The organism is Clostridium sp. CTA-19 (assembly GCF_054767855.1).
The window spans coordinates 12,132-32,744 of sequence record NZ_BAAABH010000017.1; the positions used below are offsets into that span (position 1 = coordinate 12,132).

17 protein-coding genes, 1 pseudogene and 1 other annotated feature are annotated in these 20,613 nt (G+C 26.0%); of the genes and pseudogenes, 7 read left to right on the forward strand and 11 right to left on the reverse strand.

All coding sequences use genetic code 11. From position 1 onward, the window contains the following. The gene (locus ACYUE0_RS10765) at positions 1 to 2,421 is read left to right on the forward strand and encodes an ABC transporter substrate-binding protein (protein ID WP_460270525.1); all 2,421 of its coding nucleotides are present in this window, start codon (positions 1 to 3) and stop codon (positions 2,419 to 2,421) included. 123 nt (positions 2,422 to 2,544) lie between these two features. Here ACYUE0_RS10765 and ACYUE0_RS10770 read toward each other — a convergent pair whose 3' ends face one another. Further along, positions 2,545 to 3,636, reverse strand: coding sequence for a glycerol dehydrogenase (locus tag ACYUE0_RS10770; protein ID WP_460270526.1), 1,092 nt, complete (start codon positions 3,634 to 3,636; stop codon positions 2,545 to 2,547). A gap of 322 nt (positions 3,637 to 3,958) precedes the next feature. Between ACYUE0_RS10770 and ACYUE0_RS10775 the strand changes: the two genes are divergently transcribed. Further along, on the forward strand, positions 3,959 to 4,588 hold the full coding sequence (locus tag ACYUE0_RS10775) for a PilZ domain-containing protein (protein ID WP_460270527.1): 630 nt from the start codon (positions 3,959 to 3,961) through the stop codon (positions 4,586 to 4,588). Positions 4,589 to 4,647: 59 nt separating this feature from the next. On the opposite strand, the gene ACYUE0_RS10780 is transcribed toward ACYUE0_RS10775, so the two are convergent. Next, complete coding sequence (locus tag ACYUE0_RS10780) at positions 4,648 to 4,797, reverse strand: hypothetical protein (RefSeq protein WP_164474747.1); 150 nt, start codon at positions 4,795 to 4,797, stop codon at positions 4,648 to 4,650. Between the two features lie 258 nt (positions 4,798 to 5,055). After that, complete coding sequence (locus tag ACYUE0_RS10785) at positions 5,056 to 5,853, reverse strand: DUF368 domain-containing protein (protein WP_460270529.1); 798 nt, start codon at positions 5,851 to 5,853, stop codon at positions 5,056 to 5,058. Between the two features lie 263 nt (positions 5,854 to 6,116). Beyond that, positions 6,117 to 6,375, forward strand: a binding site (T-box leader). Positions 6,376 to 6,601: 226 nt separating this feature from the next. On the opposite strand from ACYUE0_RS10785, the gene ACYUE0_RS10790 reads away from it, so the two are divergent. Further along, positions 6,602 to 8,284 (forward strand): glutamine--tRNA ligase/YqeY domain fusion protein, encoded by a 1,683-nt coding sequence (locus tag ACYUE0_RS10790; protein WP_199870791.1) that lies wholly within the window; start codon positions 6,602 to 6,604, stop codon positions 8,282 to 8,284. A 108-nt stretch (positions 8,285 to 8,392) separates the two neighbouring features. On the opposite strand, the gene ACYUE0_RS10795 is transcribed toward ACYUE0_RS10790, so the two are convergent. The 5 genes from ACYUE0_RS10795 to ACYUE0_RS10815 form a co-directional block, all read right to left on the reverse strand. Beyond that, positions 8,393 to 9,220, reverse strand: coding sequence for a phosphoenolpyruvate hydrolase family protein (locus ACYUE0_RS10795; protein ID WP_199870792.1), 828 nt, complete (start codon positions 9,218 to 9,220; stop codon positions 8,393 to 8,395). 12 nt (positions 9,221 to 9,232) lie between these two features. Continuing rightward, positions 9,233 to 10,450, reverse strand: a complete 1,218-nt coding sequence (locus ACYUE0_RS10800) for a Tm-1-like ATP-binding domain-containing protein (RefSeq protein WP_199870793.1) — start codon at positions 10,448 to 10,450, stop codon at positions 9,233 to 9,235. Positions 10,451 to 11,019: 569 nt separating this feature from the next. Then, positions 11,020 to 11,343 carry a hypothetical protein gene (locus tag ACYUE0_RS10805; protein WP_061996516.1) on the reverse strand — a complete coding sequence of 108 codons (324 nt, stop codon included), beginning with the start codon at positions 11,341 to 11,343 and terminating at the stop codon, positions 11,020 to 11,022. A 384-nt stretch (positions 11,344 to 11,727) separates the two neighbouring features. Beyond that, entirely contained in the window at positions 11,728 to 13,170 is a 1,443-nt protein-coding gene (locus tag ACYUE0_RS10810; protein ID WP_010299202.1) for an MDR family MFS transporter, read from the reverse strand. A 210-nt stretch (positions 13,171 to 13,380) separates the two neighbouring features. Further along, positions 13,381 to 13,983, reverse strand: coding sequence for a hypothetical protein (locus ACYUE0_RS10815; RefSeq protein WP_061996517.1), 603 nt, complete (start codon positions 13,981 to 13,983; stop codon positions 13,381 to 13,383). A gap of 95 nt (positions 13,984 to 14,078) precedes the next feature. Between ACYUE0_RS10815 and cls the strand changes: the two genes are divergently transcribed. From cls to ACYUE0_RS10835, 4 genes are all read left to right on the forward strand, one after another. Next, positions 14,079 to 15,509 (forward strand): cardiolipin synthase, encoded by a 1,431-nt coding sequence (gene cls, locus ACYUE0_RS10820; RefSeq protein ID WP_199870795.1) that lies wholly within the window; start codon positions 14,079 to 14,081, stop codon positions 15,507 to 15,509. Positions 15,510 to 16,000: 491 nt separating this feature from the next. Next, positions 16,001 to 17,068 (forward strand): efflux RND transporter periplasmic adaptor subunit, encoded by a 1,068-nt coding sequence (locus ACYUE0_RS10825; protein WP_242865305.1) that lies wholly within the window; start codon positions 16,001 to 16,003, stop codon positions 17,066 to 17,068. Further along, on the forward strand, positions 17,061 to 17,741 hold the full coding sequence (locus ACYUE0_RS10830) for an ABC transporter ATP-binding protein (RefSeq protein WP_460270531.1): 681 nt from the start codon (positions 17,061 to 17,063) through the stop codon (positions 17,739 to 17,741). The genes ACYUE0_RS10825 and ACYUE0_RS10830 overlap by 8 nt, the downstream gene beginning before the upstream one ends. 2 nt (positions 17,742 to 17,743) lie before the next feature. Continuing rightward, entirely contained in the window at positions 17,744 to 18,928 is a 1,185-nt protein-coding gene (locus ACYUE0_RS10835; protein ID WP_460270532.1) for an ABC transporter permease, read from the forward strand. Positions 18,929 to 18,969: 41 nt separating this feature from the next. On the opposite strand, the gene ACYUE0_RS10840 is transcribed toward ACYUE0_RS10835, so the two are convergent. From ACYUE0_RS10840 to ACYUE0_RS10850, 3 genes and pseudogenes are all read right to left on the reverse strand, one after another. Continuing rightward, positions 18,970 to 19,398: a hypothetical protein gene (locus tag ACYUE0_RS10840; protein WP_460270533.1), complete on the reverse strand. Its 429-nt coding sequence runs from the start codon at positions 19,396 to 19,398 to the stop codon at positions 18,970 to 18,972. 204 nt (positions 19,399 to 19,602) lie between these two features. Continuing rightward, a pseudogene (locus ACYUE0_RS10845) lies at positions 19,603 to 19,971 on the reverse strand (glycine radical domain-containing protein); the annotation flags it as partial. Between the two features lie 227 nt (positions 19,972 to 20,198). Further along, positions 20,199 to 20,381: a (2Fe-2S)-binding protein gene (locus ACYUE0_RS10850; protein ID WP_061996522.1), complete on the reverse strand. Its 183-nt coding sequence runs from the start codon at positions 20,379 to 20,381 to the stop codon at positions 20,199 to 20,201. Positions 20,382 to 20,613 lie beyond the last annotated feature (232 nt).

Consider the following 20,613-nt stretch of genomic DNA (forward strand, 5'->3'; position numbering starts at 1 on the left):
ATGTTATTTAAAAAAAATAAAAAATCTAATAGTGAGGACTGCAATATTATTACTATTGATAATAAAAGATTTGATTTTTCCTCTTATAATCAAAACATTTCTTTAATGAAATTAAATAAAAGGGTAGATGAGGCCTATTATTCAATAGACAATCTTATTAAATCTATTTCTGAAATAAATTATGCCGTTAGCAAACAATCATCATCAATTTTTAAAGTTATTGATGAATTTGAAAACTATGCATCATTGGCAGAAGAAGTGTCTGCTAGTATAACTTCTTCAAGCGAACAATCAAAAATAACAATTGAAACCGTAGAAGATGGTATGTCTTCTATATCTAAAACTATAAATTCTATGTTTGAAATAATAAAATCTGTTGATTCAATAAAATCAGAAGTAAGTAACTTAAACGGTAAAATTACCAATATAAATGATATTCTTATTCAAATGAAACAAATTTCTCATCAAATTAACTTACTTTCACTAAATGCATCAATAGAAGCTGCTAGAGCTGGGGAACATGGTAAAAGTTTTAGTGTAGTTGCAACTGAAGTAAAAAAATTAGCAAATAAAAGTAAAGATTTTGTTGAAATCATTGAAAACATAATATTAGATATAAATTCTAGTGTATCTAATACTATGAAAACTATTAAAAATAGCGATAATTCAATAAATACTGGTATAGAATTAGCACAGAAGACAACATCATCGTTTAATAATATATCTAATGCAACTAATAATACTGAATGTATAATTCAAGAAATAAATAATGCTATTGAAGGACAATTAAAATCAATAGATTACATATCATCTTGTACCAATGATATGAGAGAAATTTCTGATAAAACTTTTTCTCTTGTGGAAAATTCCATAATAAATTCTCAATTTGCTAAAACTTCAGTAGATGGATTTATTAACCTGTGTAAAAATATAGAAAATAAAGAAATTTCTATATTAAATAAGCCTAAAACATCTATAAAAACTGTACTTAATTTTGATGATGAGCCTTTAGATGCAGCTAAAGCTTATAGTGTAGATCAGGCCACTCTTAATTTTAATATTTGTTCACAATTATTAGTTCAAAGACAACACTGTGATATCAGTGCAGGTATAGCTAAAACATGGTACTTAAATGAAGATAACCTAACCTGGACTTTTAAACTTAGAGACAATGTTAAATTTCATGATGGTAATACTTTGACAGCAGAAGATGTCAAATTTTCATTAGAACGTTTATATAACCTAAAAACTAAATCATCTAATTATTGGTTACTTAGTCCAGTAGAAGGTGCAGAGAATTTTAGAAATGGCAAATCACAAGAAATAAGTGGAATCAAAATTTTAGATAAATATACCATTATGATAAAATTACACAGTCCATACTCTGGGTTTCTTAAAAATTTGACTCAACCATCTTGTTCTATATATGAAAAAAGACCATATATAAGTAATAAAGCTTTAGTAAGCTGTGGCTCTTTTAAAATCACTGAAAAGACTTCAAACATGATTATTCTTACAGCTTTTAATGACTATTATAATGGTAGAGCTTATGTAGATGAAATTATAGTAACTAATGAGAAAAAACCTTTATCATTACTAGAAACTGAAGGAAATTTAGATTTTTATAAAATTTCTTCTGTATCTAAAGAAGTCTTATCTCTTTGTGATAATTACAAATATAATAATTTAATATTATATCCATCTTTGCTGACTAATATGTATTTTTTTAACTTTAATAAAAATAGTATTTTTTCAAGAAATAAATTTGCCCGTCAAGCTCTTAATTATGCAGTGAATAAAGAAGAACTTATTAAACTTTTAGCTTGTAATAATGCAGAGGCTTTTAAATCTATTTTTCCTAGAGCAATATTAGATTTTAATAATGATGATATTTTTAAATATAATCCTACTAAAGCAAAGGAACTTTTAAGCAAGTGTAATTATTCAAATTCTAAAGACACTTTAAAAATAGTACATAGCAAAAATGATGATTATATTAATCTTCTTGTAAGCTATTTTGAAGCTGTTGGCATAAAGTGCGAAAAAATTCTCGTTAATGAAAAAGGTGTATACCACCCTGATAATTATCTTAAATCTGATATTTTTCCAGCTTTTTGGATTGCTGATACTGGTGATGCTGACAATTATTTAAGACCATTATTTAATATAAATTCTGCTTTCTTTAAAAATAATTATAATAATGAAAAAGTAAATTCATTGATGGATAAAGCATCAGAATGTATTATACCTGATAAAAGGTATAATCTATATAAAGAATTAAATGATGTTATGTTAGCTGATTGTCCTGCCATATTTTTATTTAATCCTAAGTGTGGAATTATATATAATAAAAATAAAGTAAAAAATGTAATTGTGAACCCAATTAATAATATTCTTTTTGATGAAATTATAGTTGAATAGCAAAAAGAGCTTTCAAAATATGATTTGAAGGCTCTTTCTATAGATCTTAAATCTAAATCATCCTAAGTAAATTCTTAACAATATTCTTATGAATAATTAAAGTTTACAACTTTATCATAATTTCTATTTATAAAGTCTTCCTATTGCATCTGCTGAAAGTATTGCGGCGTAAACCACGTCTTCATTAATTTCAAATGGCATATTATAAATCGTTTCACCTTCTAAGCAAGTTGCCTTAGCTACACTTCTAATTTCTTCTTCCTTTATTTCAATTATACCCATATCTTCTAATGTAATAGGTAAATGTAAATCCAAACATAATCCTATAACTTCTTCTATTTCTTCCATAGTTCTATTTTCTAAAACTAACTGAACAATAGTTCCAAATGCAACCTTTTCTCCATGATACAAATGGTGACATTGTTCTAAAACAGTAAATCCATTATGAACTGCATGAGCTGCTGCAAGTCCACCACTTTCAAATCCAATACCACTTAGATAAGTATTAGCTTCAATAACATTTTCTACTGCAGTAGTACAGACTCCAGATTCTACTGCAAGTTTTGCCTTTAATCCATCTTCTAACAATGTTTCATAGCATAAACTTGCTAAAGCCATAGCTGCCTTTGTAATTTTTCCACCTGCCATATTACAAGCATTAGATTTTAAGCACGCTTCGGCCTCAAAATAAGTAGCTAATGCATCCCCTATTCCAGCAACTAATAACCTTGATGGCGCTTTTGCAACTATTTCAGTGTCTACTATTACAACCTCAGGGTTTTTAGGTAACATTAAATATTCGCTAAATACACCTTCATCTGTATATATAACAGATAATGCACTACATGGTGCATCAGTAGAGGCAATTGTTGGTACTATTACTACAGGAATATTTTCATAATAGGCAACTGCTTTAGCAGTATCAAAAATTTTTCCGCCGCCTACACCTATAACAACATCACAATCATTTTCTTTTAAAATTTTTCTTAATCTATCAATTTCATTTTTAGAACATTCTCCATTAAAACTTTCAAATGTTAAGTTACATTTCTTTTCATTAAAACTCTCTTCTATAATAGGCTTGGTTCTCTTTATTCCATTATCACTGGCAATTATAAAAAATGATTCTCCCAAATTCGATGTATGATTTCTTATGTCTTTTAACACAGCACTCCCTTGTATATATTTACCTGGTGATATTATACTCTTAAACATAGTATCTCCTCCTACCTCGAAATAAAAAATTTTAAATTCAACATATTTTTTATGAATTGATAAAAATTAACTTTAGTTTAGTTTCTTAACTTAATTTTTGAAACCGATTGAAAATGATTAAGTTATTCTTTGATATATTTTTAACATACTATTTTTTTAATTAATTGTCAATATAATTAAAAAAATTTGAAATTATATTTTTATTTTTTATATCTTTCCCATTTCATTTACTGTTTTGTAATTTTATATTGAATTATACATTTTTTTAAACCATAATATGATATATGTAATTTAATTTTTTAAATATAAAGGAGGTACAACTGTGAAATATAACTATTCTTTAATAAAAGTGGAGTCCTTATATGGTGATTTAACTGCAACTGGAATAATTCAATATTTTGATAATAACAAGTTGATTATGTCTGTCAATAATGAACATATGTTAAATAATAAAGAAAACTTTTTTTTAAGTATATTTTCTAAAAAAGAGGGCGTCTTAGTTTATGAAGCTAGTATTTCTAAAGTAGACGCAAAAAATATAGAATTTACTAATATACGTTTTTTATATTCTAAAAATCGGCGGCTACATAGTCGTGTAAATATAAACATTACATTACCAGTAAACATATTAAAAAAGTCTCATAAAGAAGTAATTAATCTTTCAAAGCCTATATTAATGATAGCTAAAAATATAAGTATTTCTGGCATATTACTAGAGAGTCCACTTAACTTACCGCTTGATTTAAACTTTATTCTTTTACTACCTATAGGCTCTACTACTATTACTATAATAACTGAGACTAAAAGAAAATTTAAAACAGATTGTATGTATAATTATGGTTGTAAGTTTAAGTTTAAGTTTATTAATAAAGCTGATGAACAGCTTTTAAGAAAATTTATATTAGACAACAAATTAGATCAATTAAAATATAGAAATGTAACTACTAAATAATCTATTTTTAATGTTTAATATAAAAAATTCCTGCTTTACAAGCCAGCAGGAATTTTTCACTAAAAATGTGGATTTATTTCATCCTTTTGAATTCTTTTTAAATCTTTAAGTCTTAAACCAGTTTCTTGCATTATATCATTCCAATCCTTGCCATCTACAATCATTTTTTTAGCATTATTATGCTTTTCATTCTTTTGTTCCCTGTTCATAATATCCTCCTAAATATAATATTTGCTCAATATTATCTTGTGAATATAAGAAACTTTTATTCCTTTTATCAAAAATTTTTACATTTAATTTTACTTATATATAGAGTTCCACATTGACTTTTAAATTATTTATTCCAAAACTTGGATACTCAAAATAGTGAGCTATGCTCTGAATCACTTAGAATTCAACACTAAATCTTGTATGAAAACATTTTAAAGTTACTGAATAAATTTAAATTAGAGCTTGTATCTCTATATTTATTCTTCACTTATTTTATATATAAAGATGAATCCTAAAACTAATAATATTATAGATACTATTGAAGATACACCTGTAGGTATTCCCGGAAATATAGATACCACTGATCCTAAAACGAATCCAAATATAAGCATATATATTTGTTGTGGATATTTATTTAACAACCTTTCTATTGTTCTAGCAGTTGCAACAGTTCCTATTATTACACCTAATCCAATTGGAATAAGTATTAAAAAATTCAAATCTGATACAGCAGTTAAAACTGTATTATAAAGACCTAAAATTAAAAGCATAAAAGAACCACTTATACCTGGCAATATTAAAGCTATTGCAACTATTATGCCTCCTATAAACAACCAAATAAAATTTATAATATTTAAATTAGTTATTATATTGGAATTGTCTATATATTCTCCCGACATAACAAATACAATTAAAACACCTAATCCTAAATAAATTAAATTTTTTTTCAAGAATCCTTTCTTAGTAGCTTTTTTATACATCAAAGGTGCTCCACCTAAAATTATACCGATAAAAAAGAAACCTGCTTCTATAGGATATTTTGTAATTACATTTTTCACTATATTACTAAATAAAACTATACCTATAATGGCTCCTAATCCTACTTGTACTAATAATTTATATTGATTTTTAAAGTCATTTAAAATATTATTTATAGCATGTATTAGATCATCGTAAATTCCAAGAATTATGGCTATAGTCCCTCCGCTAACGCCTGGAACTATTTGGGATATGCTAATTGCTATTCCTTTTAAAAAATTAGATAAAAACTTCATCTTTCACCTCTTAATTATGTATTTCATAAAATAGTCTTATAAAGTTAATTATAATATAACTAACTTTATTTATTAAAACTACTAGAATTCAAACCATTTAACATAGATTTAACAGATACTTTTTGAATATGTTAAAAAATATCCAATCTTACTATATTTATCTTTATAATTTATTCTACTCTTTTTTTATTTTTTTAATCTTTTTCATTTTTTTCTTGACATAATATTTTTTCTTTGATACTATTTATAAAAATATTATTATTTTCACAGCAATGATAAGAAGAGTAAATTAAATTCCTCTTTTACAGAGAACTCCAGTAGCTGAGAAGGAGTAAAGATGTTTTAATTGAAGCAAGTCTTTGAGCTTCATATCGGAACTTTTAGGGATGGTATGACAGGCGCTCCTGTTATAGAGCTAGAGTATCACTTAGAATTTTAAATTTAAGTCGTACTTGAAGAGGTTAATATGGTAACATGTTAACGAACTGGGGTGGCACCACGAATATATCTCTCGTCCCCAAGGCTAAAAATTAGTCTTGGGGGTGAGAGTTTTTTTATTTTATATAAATTTTATCCAAATATAAATTATCCAAATATAAATTATCCAAATATAAATTATCCAAATATAAATTTTATCCAAATATAAATTATCCAAATATAAATTTAAACTATGTAAATAAATTTAGGTAAATAAATTTATGAATAAAAATAGGTAAATAATTCAAATTTCGTAAATGGAGGGAATTAAATGTGTAATTCAATTAATGAAAATATAAATTCAAATTTTTTGCATAAAATTGTAAATGATGACTTAGATAATAATGCTTACTCAAGAAATATAGCTACTAGATTTCCACCAGAACCTAATGGATATCTTCATATAGGTAGTGCTTATGCTATTAACATTAACTATTCTATAGCTCAAAAATATAATGGAACTTTTAATTTAAGATTTGATGATACAAATCCATTAAAAGAAGACATTGAATACGTTAATTCAATTATTGCCGATATAAATTGGCTAGGTTTTTCACCTAAAGAAAGAATATTTTATGGCTCCGATTATTCTAATACATTTTATGAATGTGCTGTAAAACTTATAAAAAAAGGAAAAGCCTATGTTTGTGATTTAACACCTGATGAGACAAGAGAATATAGAGGAACCTTAACTGAACCTGGAAAAGATAGTCCTTATAGAAATAGATCTATAGAAGAAAATTTAGATTTATTTGAAAGAATGAAAAATGGAGAATTTGAAAACTCAGCAAAAACATTAAGAGCTAAAATAGATATGTCCTCTCCTAACATAAACTTTAGAGACCCTGTAATATATAGAATACTTCATGCATCACACTATAGAACTGAAGATAAATGGTGCATCTATCCAATGTATGATTTTGCACATCCATTACAAGATGCTATTGAAGGTATTACACACTCTTTATGTTCCATGGAATTTAAAGATCATAGACCTTTATACGAATGGTTCTTAAATGAATTAGATTTTTGTGAGCCACCAAAACAAAGAGAATTTGGTAGATTGAACTTAACTGGTGTTGTAACAAGTAAAAGATATTTAAAAGAATTAGTATTTGGCAACTATGTAGATGGATGGGATGATCCTAGGCTCCCTACTATTCAAGGATTAAGACGTAGGGGATTTACTCCTGAAAGCATTAAAGCTTTTGTTAATGAAATAGGCGTATCTAAAAATCAAAGTACCGTTGATATCTCAATGCTTGAACATTGTTTAAGAGAAGATTTAAAACCTAAGGTAGATTCAAAAATGGTTGTTCTTGATCCACTTAAAGTTATTATAACTAATTATCCAGATAACGAAGTAGAAATGTTAGAAATTGAAAATAATGGTCAAAATCCTGATTCAGGTACTAGAAAAGTTCCTTTCTCCAAAGTTATATATATAGAGAAAGAAGATTTTATGGAAACTCCTATTAAAGGATTCCATCGTTTATATCCTGGTAATGAGGTTAGATTAAAAGGTGCTTATTTTGTAAAATGCAATGATGTTATAAAAGATGATAATGATAATATTCTAGAACTTCATTGTACTTACGACGCTGAAACAAAAAGTGGTTCTGGTTTTACTGGAAGAAAGGTTAAAGGTACTATTCACTGGGTATCTGCATCTCATGGTATAAAAGCACAAGTTAATTTATATGATAAGCTTTTATCAGATGAAGGTTTATTAAAAGATTCTTCTAAAGGTTGGGATGAAAAATTAAATCCAAAATCATTATTAATATTTAAAAACTCTATATTAGAGCCATCCTTAAAAGGGGCTCCTAAAGAAAGTAAATTTCAATTCATACGTCATGGATATTTTTGTGTAGATAAAAAACATTCTACTGATGAAAATTTAGTATTTAATAGAATAGTCTCTCTAAAAGATTCTTGGAAAAAGAAAAAATAAATTTTAAATACAATATATAATAAAAAACTATGAAATTACATCTTTAAATATGTAATTTCATAGTTTTTATTATATAAGATTAAAACTGATTACATTTTTTTATTTAAATTATAATTTAAGATTCTTAAAGCTTTCAGTTTGATTTTTAATTCCTCTTTCTGTTGCTAATCTTTCTATACTAGATGCTCCAAAGAACCCAACTATTCCTTTAGTTTTAGAAAGTACATACTCAACATCAGATGCTTCTGCTATCGGACCACCATGACATATAACAAGTATATTTGGATTAATTTTTTTTGCTTCATCATGAATAGTTTGTATTAACTCTACACATTCATCTAATGATTTAGATGTTTTAGCACCTATACTTCCTTTTGTTGTTAATCCCATATGTGCAACAAGTATGTCTGCACCAGCTTCAGCCATTTTTATAGCTTGATCTTTATCAAATACATAAGGAGTTGTAAATAATCCAATTTCATGAGCTTTTCTTATCATTTCAACTTCTAAATCATATCCCATTCCAGTTTCTTCTAAATTTTCTCTAAATGTACCATCAATTAAACCTACTGTAGGAAAATTTTGTACTCCTGCAAATCCTGAATCTTTTAATTCTTTTAAGAATACTTCCATAATTCTGAAAGGATCTGTTCCGCAAACTCCTGCTAATACTGGTGTGTTTTTTACTACTGGTAAAACTTCTTTTCCCATATCCATAACGATTTGATTTGCATCTCCATAGGATAATAAACCTGCAAGAGAACCTCTTCCAGCCATTCTATATCTTCCTGAGTTGTATATTATAATCATATCAACTCCACCAGCTTCAGCGCTTTTAGCTGATATACCTGTTCCAGCTCCAGCACCTAATATTATATTTTCATTTTTTATCTCCTTATTAAGTCTTTCTAAAATAACTTCTCTTGTAAATTTCATTTTATTTTCCTCCTATTTATTCTCCATTAATTTTATTAATTTTTTAGCCATTAATATAGCTATTCTTTCATCATTAATATCCTGTTGAACCTCTATTATCTCTATATTTTTATTGTCTATATTATTTTTTATAGTATCAAACAATACTTGATCTTCTTCTTGTCCATAAAAAGGTTGACCTTCTACATCTATCATAGATATTCCTTTCAATGGCAAAACTATAGCAGTTTTACTATTGGTTTTATTAAGTTTTTCACATATTAGTTTCCCCAACTCTCTACATTCTTCTTTTGTAGTTCTCATTAGTGTTACTGTTGGATTATGTTTATAAAATTTTCTATCTTTAAATTTTTCTGGTACAGTTTCATATGGCCCGAAATTTACCATATCTAACGCTCCTGTAGACACAATTTGAGGAATGCCTCTTTTAACGGATGCTTCTAGTCTATTTGGACCAGCAGATAAAACTCCACCTACTAGTTCATCACATAACTCTGTTGTTGTTATATCTAATACTCCGTCAATAAATCCTCCATCAATAAGATTTTCCATAGCCTGTCCACCAGTTCCTGTAGCATGAAATACTATAACTTCATAACCTTTACTTTCTAAATATTCTCTAGCTTTAGTAACACAAGGAGTTGTTACTCCAAACATTGTTGCTGCTATAAGTTTTTTTTCTTCACTTTTGTCATCTTCAACCTCTTCATTATTTACCATTCCAACTATGGCATTAGCTGCATTTCGTATTATCTTTTTTGATATTGAGTTTAAACCTGATATATCTACCACAGAATGCATCATTATTAAGTCTGAAACTCCTACATAAGGTCTAGTATCTCCAGATGCCAATGTAGATACCATAATTTTAGGCACACCTATTGGCAACGTTCTCATGCATGGTGTTGCAAGTGCTGTTCCACCAGAACCTCCAAGACTTATTATTCCACTAATTTCACCTTTATCATAAAGTTCCTTAACTACTTTAACTGCACCTTTCGACATAATTTCTACAGCATATCCTCTATCTTTTTTTTCTTGTAACATTTTAATGCTTTCATTAACAGATTTTGCTATATCTTCATTCTTAATGTCTGCTTCAATGCTTGGATCAAAAATTCCTACATCTATAACTAATGTTTCTAACCCTTGTCTTTCTATAATATTCTTTAAATATGAATATTCTTCCCCCTTTGAGTCTAAGGTACCTATAATTGCTATTTTTTTCAATTTCAATTCCCCCATTTTAAATTTATCTATTATGTTGCTTATTTTTTTAATATAATATATAAGTAATAAATATATATTTTTAATTTTTGTAATATTTAATGTAGTTTTTGTAATTTTCCAATTGTTCGTTTTGTATATTTTAACATATTCATTTAAAATATAAAACATTATTATTTAAATAAATTAATATATGCTATTTTCCCATGTAAAATTTAACATATTTTGAAATAAATTTTATCAAAGTAAATAAAAAATTAAAACTGCATAAAAATATACAAACAAATTCTTTTATTTTTAACTAATCTAATTTTATAGGAAAACAAACTCCCATTTAAATTTTTTCAATAACTTTAAAATACTTTTATGCAAAATGTAGTGTTGAATTTTAAGAATTTCCGAGCATGTCTCACTATTTTGGGTATACAAGTTTTGGAACGAGTAATTTTAAAAGTCAATTTGGAACCCTATAGAATTTATTTTAAAATAAAAGAGACTGTTTTAAAATAGAATTTTAAATCTACTTTAAAACAGTCTCTCTAAGTTGTCAAAATAATATTCTAATTTATATACTATAATAAATAATCTAAACCACTTTGTTTTAAAATCCCCTCTATTGCTAAATTTAATTTTAATGGTGTTTCGCAACGTATTTCCTTATTTATTGAAATATTTTCATTAACATATCCTAAAAAGTATTTATTGTAATCTCTAACATTAGATATATATTTTAATCTTACTTCTGTTACAAGCATATCCATATCACCTAGTAATTGAATACGTTTAATATCAGATGCCTGTCTAACATTTGTAACTGTATGCCTTTTTCCATCTGTATCAATTATTGATATATATAAAATATTATCTCCCATTATATTTACAACTTTATTTTCCATAATAATACCCCCTAAATAATTTCTTTTAAATCATTAATATTAATTCTATAATTAAAATTTATTATAAATTTATATTTTTAATACCTATACAATTTTAAATTGTCATAATTATCACAATCATCTTTATATTTATAATATTATTTCACAGCTATATTGTCAATATGTTTTCCTATGAAATTTATAGATTTAATAATTTTTTTTTATATAAATACCTTTTTAAAAACAAATTTCAACAAAATTTTATTAATAAAACTCTGTAAAATTTGTTTTAAGTTTAACAATAATTATAATAAAATAATTTTAAATTATTTATGCTTATACATAAAAAAGCTATCGCTCTGTTAACTTTTATTTATTAACATTGCAACAGCTTTCTTATAATATTTATTGTTTTTCTACACTATTATTTTTTATAAATACTGATACGCACAAACATACTATCATAATAAATATAATCATAAAATATATGCTATGTATTCCACTATAAAAAGCATTTCTAATTTGATCATTAGTGGCCTCAGAATTATATATATTCTCAGAATTAATGCCATTCATACCTAATCCACCAAAATATTTTGCTATGCTAGAATTTATTATTCCTCCAAAAATACTTACACCTATTGTCTGTCCTAATGTTCTTATAAGTGCATTAACAGAAGTAGCTGCTCCTCTTTTTTCATACCCTACTGCTGATTGTACTGTAATTGTAAGTGTTGTAAAAACACCACCAAATCCAAAACCCATTATTACAATTGCTCCTATAAGTAGTACTATTGGAGTTGAAACACCTACTAATTTAAGTATAACTGATCCTATAGTTAATAACATTATAGCTACAATTACTACTATTTTTTCTCCATATTTGGATAGAGTTTTAGAAAGTATAAATGAGCTTAAAAGCCATGCTATAGACATTGGTGCCATTGTTACTCCTGCAATTGTTGGTGTATAGCCTAATACATTTTGCGTATATAATGGAGTATATGCCTCAATGGCCATAAGAGCGCCGGATGCTAGAAAGCAAATCAAGTTTGCAATAATTGTATTTCGTGTAAAAATATCAAATGGTACTATTGGTTCTAAAGATTTCTTTTCTGTAAAATAGAATAAAACTAAAGATATAATAGCTATTACAAAAAGTACAATTCTAAATTTAATAATACCAATGAATACACCTAGTAATACTGATATTATAGACGTTGTTAAAAAAACAATGCCTATGTAATCTATTTTAGCATCAGTTTTCACTACTTTTTCTTCAAAATTTCTATGTAACAAAATTATAGATGCTATTCCAAAAGGAACATTTATAAAGAATATCCAATGCCAAGATAAATAGTCTATAAGGAATCCACCTAAAAATGGACCTATTAAACTTGCAATTCCCCAAACAGTACTTAACCAACCTTGTATTTTTGCTCTTTCTGAAATATCAAATATATCTCCAATTATTGTATAAGTTATTGTTAATATTGATCCTGCACCAATTCCTTGAATTGCACGAAACATTATTAACTGGGTCATAGATTGTGATATACCGCAAAATGAACTACCAATTATAAAAATTATAGTACCTAATGTCAGCATTTTCTTTCTTCCATATAAATCTGAAAGTTTACCATATATAGGTGTAGAAACTGCTGAAGTCAAAAGATAAGCTGAAAATACCCAACTTATAAGATTATAACCTTGAAGATCCTTTGCTATGGTAGACATTGCTGTACTAACAACTGTTCCTTCAAATGCAGCTAAAAACATAACCATCATTATAGCTATTACAACATTTCTCTTATTGTTTCTCATATACTCTGGTAATTTATATACCATTTTCACCTCTCTTATTTTAAAGTTAACTTTCTAACTACTATATAATACTAGTATTTTTTGTTAAGTTCAAACTTTTCAATAATTAAAATTTTCTAATTTTTATCTTTTTAATTTATCTTTTTAATTTATCTTTTTAGTTTTTATATTTTCAAATCAATTAAAATATTTTATAAATTAGCTTAAAAACTTTTAGTATTATAATTTTCAATTTTAGTATGGGTTACATTGAACAAATAAATTAGCTAAACTATAGTTTATAAAATCAGGTGTTACGTAAGCATTATTACCAAATAGTAATGCTTTATCATTAGCAAATCTATTTAGCATAAGTACAATATAAAAATTAATTGGACTTATCTGTATAGTTCCAGTATATAATGATAAAATAGCATTAGAATTTGAAATTACATATGTTAATGATGGTATAAACTGATCAAATATATTTTCATAGTTATTCTCTATTATTGCTTTAATAAATTTATCTATTTCATTATTATCATGTATTTTAATATCTTTATCATAATTTCTTTTACCTGATTGTATTTCATTTATAAACATACCTATAAAAAAATCATATATAGATATCTGAATATTAGCATTTTCTTGAAATGAATATGTTGATACATCTTTAGGCACATAATTTGAGTTTTGAGTTGATAAGGAATTATACGTTAGAAAAAAAAATACTCTATTATAGTTTATATAAAGCAATTTTCCATCTTTTATCAAAGGGTTATAACTACCTAAAAAACTTGCACAGGGTGGCAACTTAGCATCTGCAAAAATATTGCAATCAAATCCACATCCATTCATATAAATACCTCCTTTGAATATAATTTTAAAAATCATATATATTTATTACCGATAATGTATAATATTATTAGTATATGATAAATAGGAGGCAATAAATGAATAGCTATTTTATTTTAGGTTTAATTATTGAATTAATAAATATTGCCTGTGCTCTTTCATTAGTTTTTATTGAACGAAGAGAACCTGAAACTACTTGGGCATGGTTATTAATTTTAATTGTACTTCCAGGTTTAGGATTTTTAATATATTTAGCTCTAGGTCAAAATTTAAGTAGAGAAAAAATATTTAAAGAAAAGACTGCTATTGATGTACATAAATCCAAAAATTTAACAGAAGAATTTAATATATCACTTCATAGAAATACTCCAGCTAAAAATTATACTGATTTAGTAAAAATGAATTATAATAATTCTGGTGCTGAGTTTACAAGATATAATTGTGTAAAAACATTTATTAGTGGAGAAGATAAGTTTTCAAATTTACTTGAAGATATTAAAAAAGCAGAAAAATTTATTCACATTGAATATTATATATTTAGAATGGATGGATTAGGACGTGAATTAATATCCCTTCTAAATAAAAAGGTTGATGACGGCGTTGAAGTTAGACTTTTAGTTGATGGAATGGGTTCTAGAGGGCTTCGTGGTAAAAATGAAGATTATATCAAAAGCCTTGGTATAAAATTTGCAATCTTTTTTCCAGGTTTAACAAAGCTAGTAAATCTACGTATAAATTATAGAAATCATAGAAAAATAGTAGTAATAGATGGGCAGATAGGCTATGTCGGTGGTTTTAATGTTGGTGATGAGTATATAAATAAAGGAACACAATTTAATTTTTGGCGTGACACCCACCTAAGAATTCAAGGTGATGCTGTAAAAGAATTAAATAAGCGTTTTGCTTTAGATTGGGACTACGCTGCTAATGATAGCATATCTCAAAGTGAAAAATATTTCCCTTCAACAATAAATGATGGTAATGTTGGTGTTCAAATCGTATCTTCCGGCCCAGACCATATTGATGAGTATATAAAATATAATTATCTTAAAATAATAACTAATGCTAAGAAGTATATATATATTCAAACTCCTTATTTAGTTTTAGATCGACCTATGATAGAAGCTTTAAAAATTTCTGCTTTATCTGGAGTTGATATAAGAATTATTGTTCCTGGAAGCCCAGATCACTTCTTTATGGAGTGGGCATTAAGCGCTAATATTGGTAATCTGATTGAATGTGGAATTAAATTTTATAGGTATCAAAATGGATTTATTCATTCTAAAACTATTGTTGCTGATGATTCTGTTTGCAGTGTAGGTACTGCTAACCTTGATATTAGAAGTTTTAAACTTAATTTTGAGATTAATGCTATAATATACGATGATATAATATCTATGCAACATAAAGATATATTTATATCTGACCAAAAAAAATGCCAATTTTTAACTATAGAAAAATATAATAATAGAAGTACTTGGTATAAAATATGTGAATCAATAATTCGATTGATTTCACCTATTTTATAACTTTAAATGGACTTTTTTATATAAAAGTCCATTTTTTTATATTTATTTACTAATAAATATATTATTTTTTACAATATCCTAGTTTTTTTTATATATTTTACTTATAATAGAATAAAAAGTATTTTATTGTTTGTAAATATCAACAGAAAAAGAAAAGTAAGTTTTTCCCATATATTTTGTAAAAATATATATTTAATAATTTAATATTCTTAAATATATTATTAAGAAATATTTTTTAATATATGAGATAAAATAGAAATTTAATTTATCATTTTTGTAATTAAAACCTAAAGTAGTGTTTTTAGGTTAAATATAAATTTATTTTTATAGAAGCATTTTCACTATAAAGTTACAATACTATATTTTTACTTATACCTTACATATTATAAGTTTTAAATATACACAAGAGTGATTATATGCTCAACAATGAAGACAAGATTATAAATTCTTACTTTTACTTTTTTAATATATTTATTTGGGGGGAAATTCTTATGAAAAAAAAATTTTTAATAATTTTACTTATTCTTCTTATAATATCAGCAAGTACTGTTGGCTTTTATTTATTAAAGAAGAATATGGGTTCAAAGGGTAATGACAAAAAAATAGAGTTATATACAATACCTGCATCAGAAAAAGTATATGTTAATGGTGTTATAACTCCTAGTGAAAGCGAAGATATATTTTTAGATCCTACTAAAGGAACTGTAAATGAAGTAGCAGTAGAAAATAATCAAGCAGTAACAAAAGATGAACTTCTGTTCACTTATAAAAATGATGCTGTATCAGATCAAATTTATGAATTAAATAGCCAAGTATCATCTACAAAAAAACAAATTGAACAATTAGAAAAAGAAAAAAGTAATTTGAAGACACAACTAGGTGGAGCAGCTCCATTAGATGGAGTTACTTCTCAACTTGAACCATTAAAGGCTCAACTATCTTCTCTACAAGATCAAGTTAGTCATTTAAAGAATAAAGAATATACTAATGTAAATTCTCCTATTGATGGAAATGTAATATTACATGATTCAAAAGAGGCAACTTCACCTTATATGACTATAGAAACTACTGACCTTTATGTAAAAGGTAATATAAGTGAAAAAGAACTACCTAAATTAAAAGAAAAGCAAACTGCTAATATATTAGTTCTTCCAACAAATCAAACCTTAAAAGGAAAGGTATCTTCTGTTGGAAATAGACCAATTTCATCTCAAGCAGTTTCATTGAATGGAGCAGGTGCAGCTGGAGGTTCTTCAGATATTTCTCATTATGGAGTAAATATTTCACTAGATTCTCAGACTGGATTAACTAATGGATTTCACGTTCAAGCTACTATTAACTTAACTGATCCTACTATAAAAATACCTAAAACTGCTGTTTTAGGACAAAAAGATAATTATTATGTATTTAAATCTGTAAATAATAAAACTGTTAAACAAAAAATAAAATATTCTAAAGAAAGTGAAGGAAATGTTATAATAACTGAAGGTCTTAAGGAAAATGATGTTATTATAAAGAAACCATCTCCAGAGATGAAAGAGGGTATTGTAGTTGAATAATATTATTGAATTAAAAAATATTAATAAATACTACAAAATGAAAACTTTAAATCTTCATGCTCTAAAATCTATAAATATTGGTATTAAGCAAGGAGATTTTTTAATGATAATGGGTAAATCCGGTAGCGGTAAAACTACCCTTATGAATATTTTAGGTTTTTTAGACAGTTTTGATAATGGTAAATATATTTTTAATGGAAAAGATGTTACAGGTTTAAATGAAAATGAAAAATCTGAGTTAAGAAATGAGTATATTGGTTTCATATTTCAACAATTTCATCTTATAGATTCATTGACTATTGGACAAAATGTTGAATTGCCATTACTTTACAAAGGAGATATTCCTGCTAAAGAGAGAAACTTATTAGTTGATAAATACTTAAATTTAGTTGGATTATTAGATAAGAAAAATAGAAAACCATCAGAATTATCTGGTGGACAGCAACAACGTATTGCTATTGCTAGAGCTTTAATTAATAATCCTTATGTGATTTTTGCTGATGAACCAACTGGTGCTTTAGATAGTTCTACAGGAACGGACATTATGGAACTTTTAACAGCCCTTAACAAGGAAAATAAAACAATAATTATGGTTACTCATGATGAAGACCTAAAAAAATATGCCAATAAAGTAATTCATATAAAAGATGGAGTAATCGAAAAGGTGGAATAGATATGTCTATAATTAACTTAATAAAAACTTCTATTTACAGTTTAAAATCTCATAAATTAAGAGTATTCCTAACAATGATTGGCATAATTATTGGTATAAGCTCAGTAGTAACTATTTTATCTATTGGTGATGGGTTAAAAGCCCATGTTAATAAATCAGTAGAAAGTAGTAATACTAATAAAATAAATGTATATTTTCACTCTAATAATACTGATGTAGATATAAACTTAATAGAGCCTTTTACTAGTTCTGATATAACTTCTCTTCAAAAAATTGAAGGTGTTCAAAAAGTTGAAGTAAGTAAAGGCGTTGCCGTTGGATTTGATTTTACAACTTCTCAAGCAAAGTATTTTGATAAAAATGTAATGATTTTTTTAGATAGTTATCAAGATAAAACTTTAGATATTGAATACGGCCGTAAATTCAACCCTGAAGAGGATAATAAAAGACAAATAGTTCTTGATAGTGAAATTGCTAAGGAACTATTTAAAGATCCTAAGGATTCAATTGGTAAAGGATTAACTATTAATGATCTAACCTATGAAATTATAGGTGTTTTAAAACCTGCAGGTAGTTTTTCTTTTACTAATGGTATAAGTTATATATCCAAAAACTTTAAAGATAGTGTTAATACCAGTGAAAATATAAATACTCTTGATGTTTATGTTAAACCTAACTATGATAAAACAGAAGTTTTCTCAGAAGTACAAAGCAATTTAGCTCAAAGCCATGCTACACTAGATGGAGAATACAAAATGGAAGATCCAGAAGCTATAACTAAAACCTTTGAAGAAATCATTGGTGGATTAACAACATTTGTAGCTTTAGTCTCTGGTATATCTTTGTTTGTTGGTGGTATAGGAGTTATGAATATAATGTATGTTTCTGTATCTGAAAGGAAACGAGAGATTGGAATAAGAAGAGCTATTGGTGCAAAGCCAAAATCTATACTACTTCAATTTCTTTTTGAATCAGTCTTAGTTACCTGTACTGGTGGTCTACTTGGTATTTTCTTTGGATTTTTATTTTCAAAAATTGTAGGAGCCTTTCTACCATTCCCACCAGTATTAACATTAAAAAGCTTTGTAGGTTCTACAATTACTTCTGTTCTTGTAGGTATAATTTTTGGTATAATACCAGCATATAATGCTTCAAAATTAGACCCTATTAAAGCAATTTATAAATAACAAAAAAAGCTATAAGTTTTTAAAACTTATAGCTTTTTTTATTATGCTTGTATATTGTTATTTTTATTTCCGAATCCAAAAATAGCTCTTTTCTTATATATGAAAAATCCCATTAATAGTGGAAATATTAATCCTACTAATGTCCATATAATATTTTCAGGACTCATTATTATATTATATATTAATGAAACAATCTCTATTGTTCCATATATATATACTCCTAATGACTTTTTCCTTAAAATTAAAACAATTGATACTACCAATATTAAGGACATTACTAAAGATATTGCTATTGTCATAGGATCTAATACTGCTCCTTCAATGCCTGCTGAAAATTGTTGTATTTTGTCTTTAAACAAGATTTGAAATACACACCCTAAAACAGCAAATGCACTTCCTATTAATGTAAGAACAGACATTGTTATTATACCTGCCCCAAGTTTCATATCATTTACATTATTATTTTCCATGGTCTTCCCCCTCAATTTTAATTGTAATTTAATAACCTATATACATTATAATTACATTTGGTTAATAATATGTCAATAAAAATAAGCAAATTTATTAAAAAAAATTCAAAATAGACTACTTATTACTATATAAGTAGTCTATTTTTCGCAAATAAATTTAGTTAAATTAAATTTTCAATAGATTTATTTTTAATTTTTATATACCTACATTTTTTTATAAAAAATCCTATTTATAACATATGATTGCTGTTCCTTAGTTAATTTTATAAAGTTTACAGTATAGCCATATACCCTTATTGTTAATTGAAGATACAACTCTGGATCATTCATAACATCTAATAACGTTTCCCTATTAAATACATCAACATTCAGATGATGAGCATTTTGAGAGAAATCTTTATACATCATAACACTTAAAGTGGTTATTCTTTCACTTTCTGATTTACCAAGTACATCTGGAATTATAGAAAATGTATTAAATATACCATCTTATGAGTCAGCATATGGTAATTTAGTAACTGAATTTAATGAAGCTAATGAACCACTATTGTCTCTTCCATGCATTGGGTTAGCTATCTTTTTTCATTTGTTAACTTTTCAATTATTATTCCTATTCTATTATTGCAATAAAAACTTCATAAAAATATTTCTATTTTTCTCTAATATTCTTAAATAATTTATACTAATAAACAAAGAACCATAAAATTAAATTTTACATTTAATTTTATGGTTCTTTGTTTATTTCAAAATTTAATAATGATATAAATTTATAGTTATCATTTTTCATAACAATACTATATTTATCTATAATCTTCTATTATATGTTTTATTCTATAGGAACATCTTCCACCTTTACATATTCCACTTCTTGCTCCAGTTCTAGCTTTAACATCTTCTAAATTGGAAGCTCCATTTTTAACAGCTTCTATAATATCTTCTTCCGTTATGTAATTACACAAACAAACTATATTTTCTTTACTCATAAAAAAACCCCTTTTTAAAATTTTTTATATTTATTTACTATATAATTAACCCTTTATTTTATATTATTACTGTTAATTGATGTTTAAATACATATTACTATAATAATAAAAATTTTAATTTAATTCTAGTTATTTTTATAATATTTTTTATTTTCTTATTATTTTAAAAATTGAATCTTTTTTTGCAATTTCTTACTTTAATATTGTAGACAGTTCTAGCTATAACATTTAA

Coding starts and splice junctions, on each gene's coding strand:
- ACYUE0_RS10850 (WP_061996522.1), bottom strand. CDS start 20,381: ATGAGTAAAGAAAATATAGTTTGTTTGTGTAATTACATAACGGAAGAA.
- ACYUE0_RS10780 (WP_164474747.1), bottom strand. CDS start 4,797: ATGAACAGGGAACAAAAGAATGAAAAGCATAATAATGCTAAAAAAATG.
- ACYUE0_RS10805 (WP_061996516.1), bottom strand. CDS start 11,343: ATGGAAAATAAAGTTGTAAATATAATGGGAGATAATATTTTATATATA.
- ACYUE0_RS10765 (WP_460270525.1), top strand. CDS start 1: ATGTTATTTAAAAAAAATAAAAAATCTAATAGTGAGGACTGCAATATT.
- ACYUE0_RS10815 (WP_061996517.1), bottom strand. CDS start 13,983: ATGAATGGATGTGGATTTGATTGCAATATTTTTGCAGATGCTAAGTTG.
- ACYUE0_RS10785 (WP_460270529.1), bottom strand. CDS start 5,853: ATGAAGTTTTTATCTAATTTTTTAAAAGGAATAGCAATTAGCATATCC.
- ACYUE0_RS10835 (WP_460270532.1), top strand. CDS start 17,744: ATGTCTATAATTAACTTAATAAAAACTTCTATTTACAGTTTAAAATCT.
- cls (WP_199870795.1), top strand. CDS start 14,079: ATGAATAGCTATTTTATTTTAGGTTTAATTATTGAATTAATAAATATT.
- ACYUE0_RS10810 (WP_010299202.1), bottom strand. CDS start 13,170: ATGGTATATAAATTACCAGAGTATATGAGAAACAATAAGAGAAATGTT.
- ACYUE0_RS10825 (WP_242865305.1), top strand. CDS start 16,001: ATGAAAAAAAAATTTTTAATAATTTTACTTATTCTTCTTATAATATCA.
- ACYUE0_RS10795 (WP_199870792.1), bottom strand. CDS start 9,220: ATGAAATTTACAAGAGAAGTTATTTTAGAAAGACTTAATAAGGAGATA.
- ACYUE0_RS10770 (WP_460270526.1), bottom strand. CDS start 3,636: ATGTTTAAGAGTATAATATCACCAGGTAAATATATACAAGGGAGTGCT.
- ACYUE0_RS10790 (WP_199870791.1), top strand. CDS start 6,602: ATGTGTAATTCAATTAATGAAAATATAAATTCAAATTTTTTGCATAAA.
- ACYUE0_RS10840 (WP_460270533.1), bottom strand. CDS start 19,398: ATGGAAAATAATAATGTAAATGATATGAAACTTGGGGCAGGTATAATA.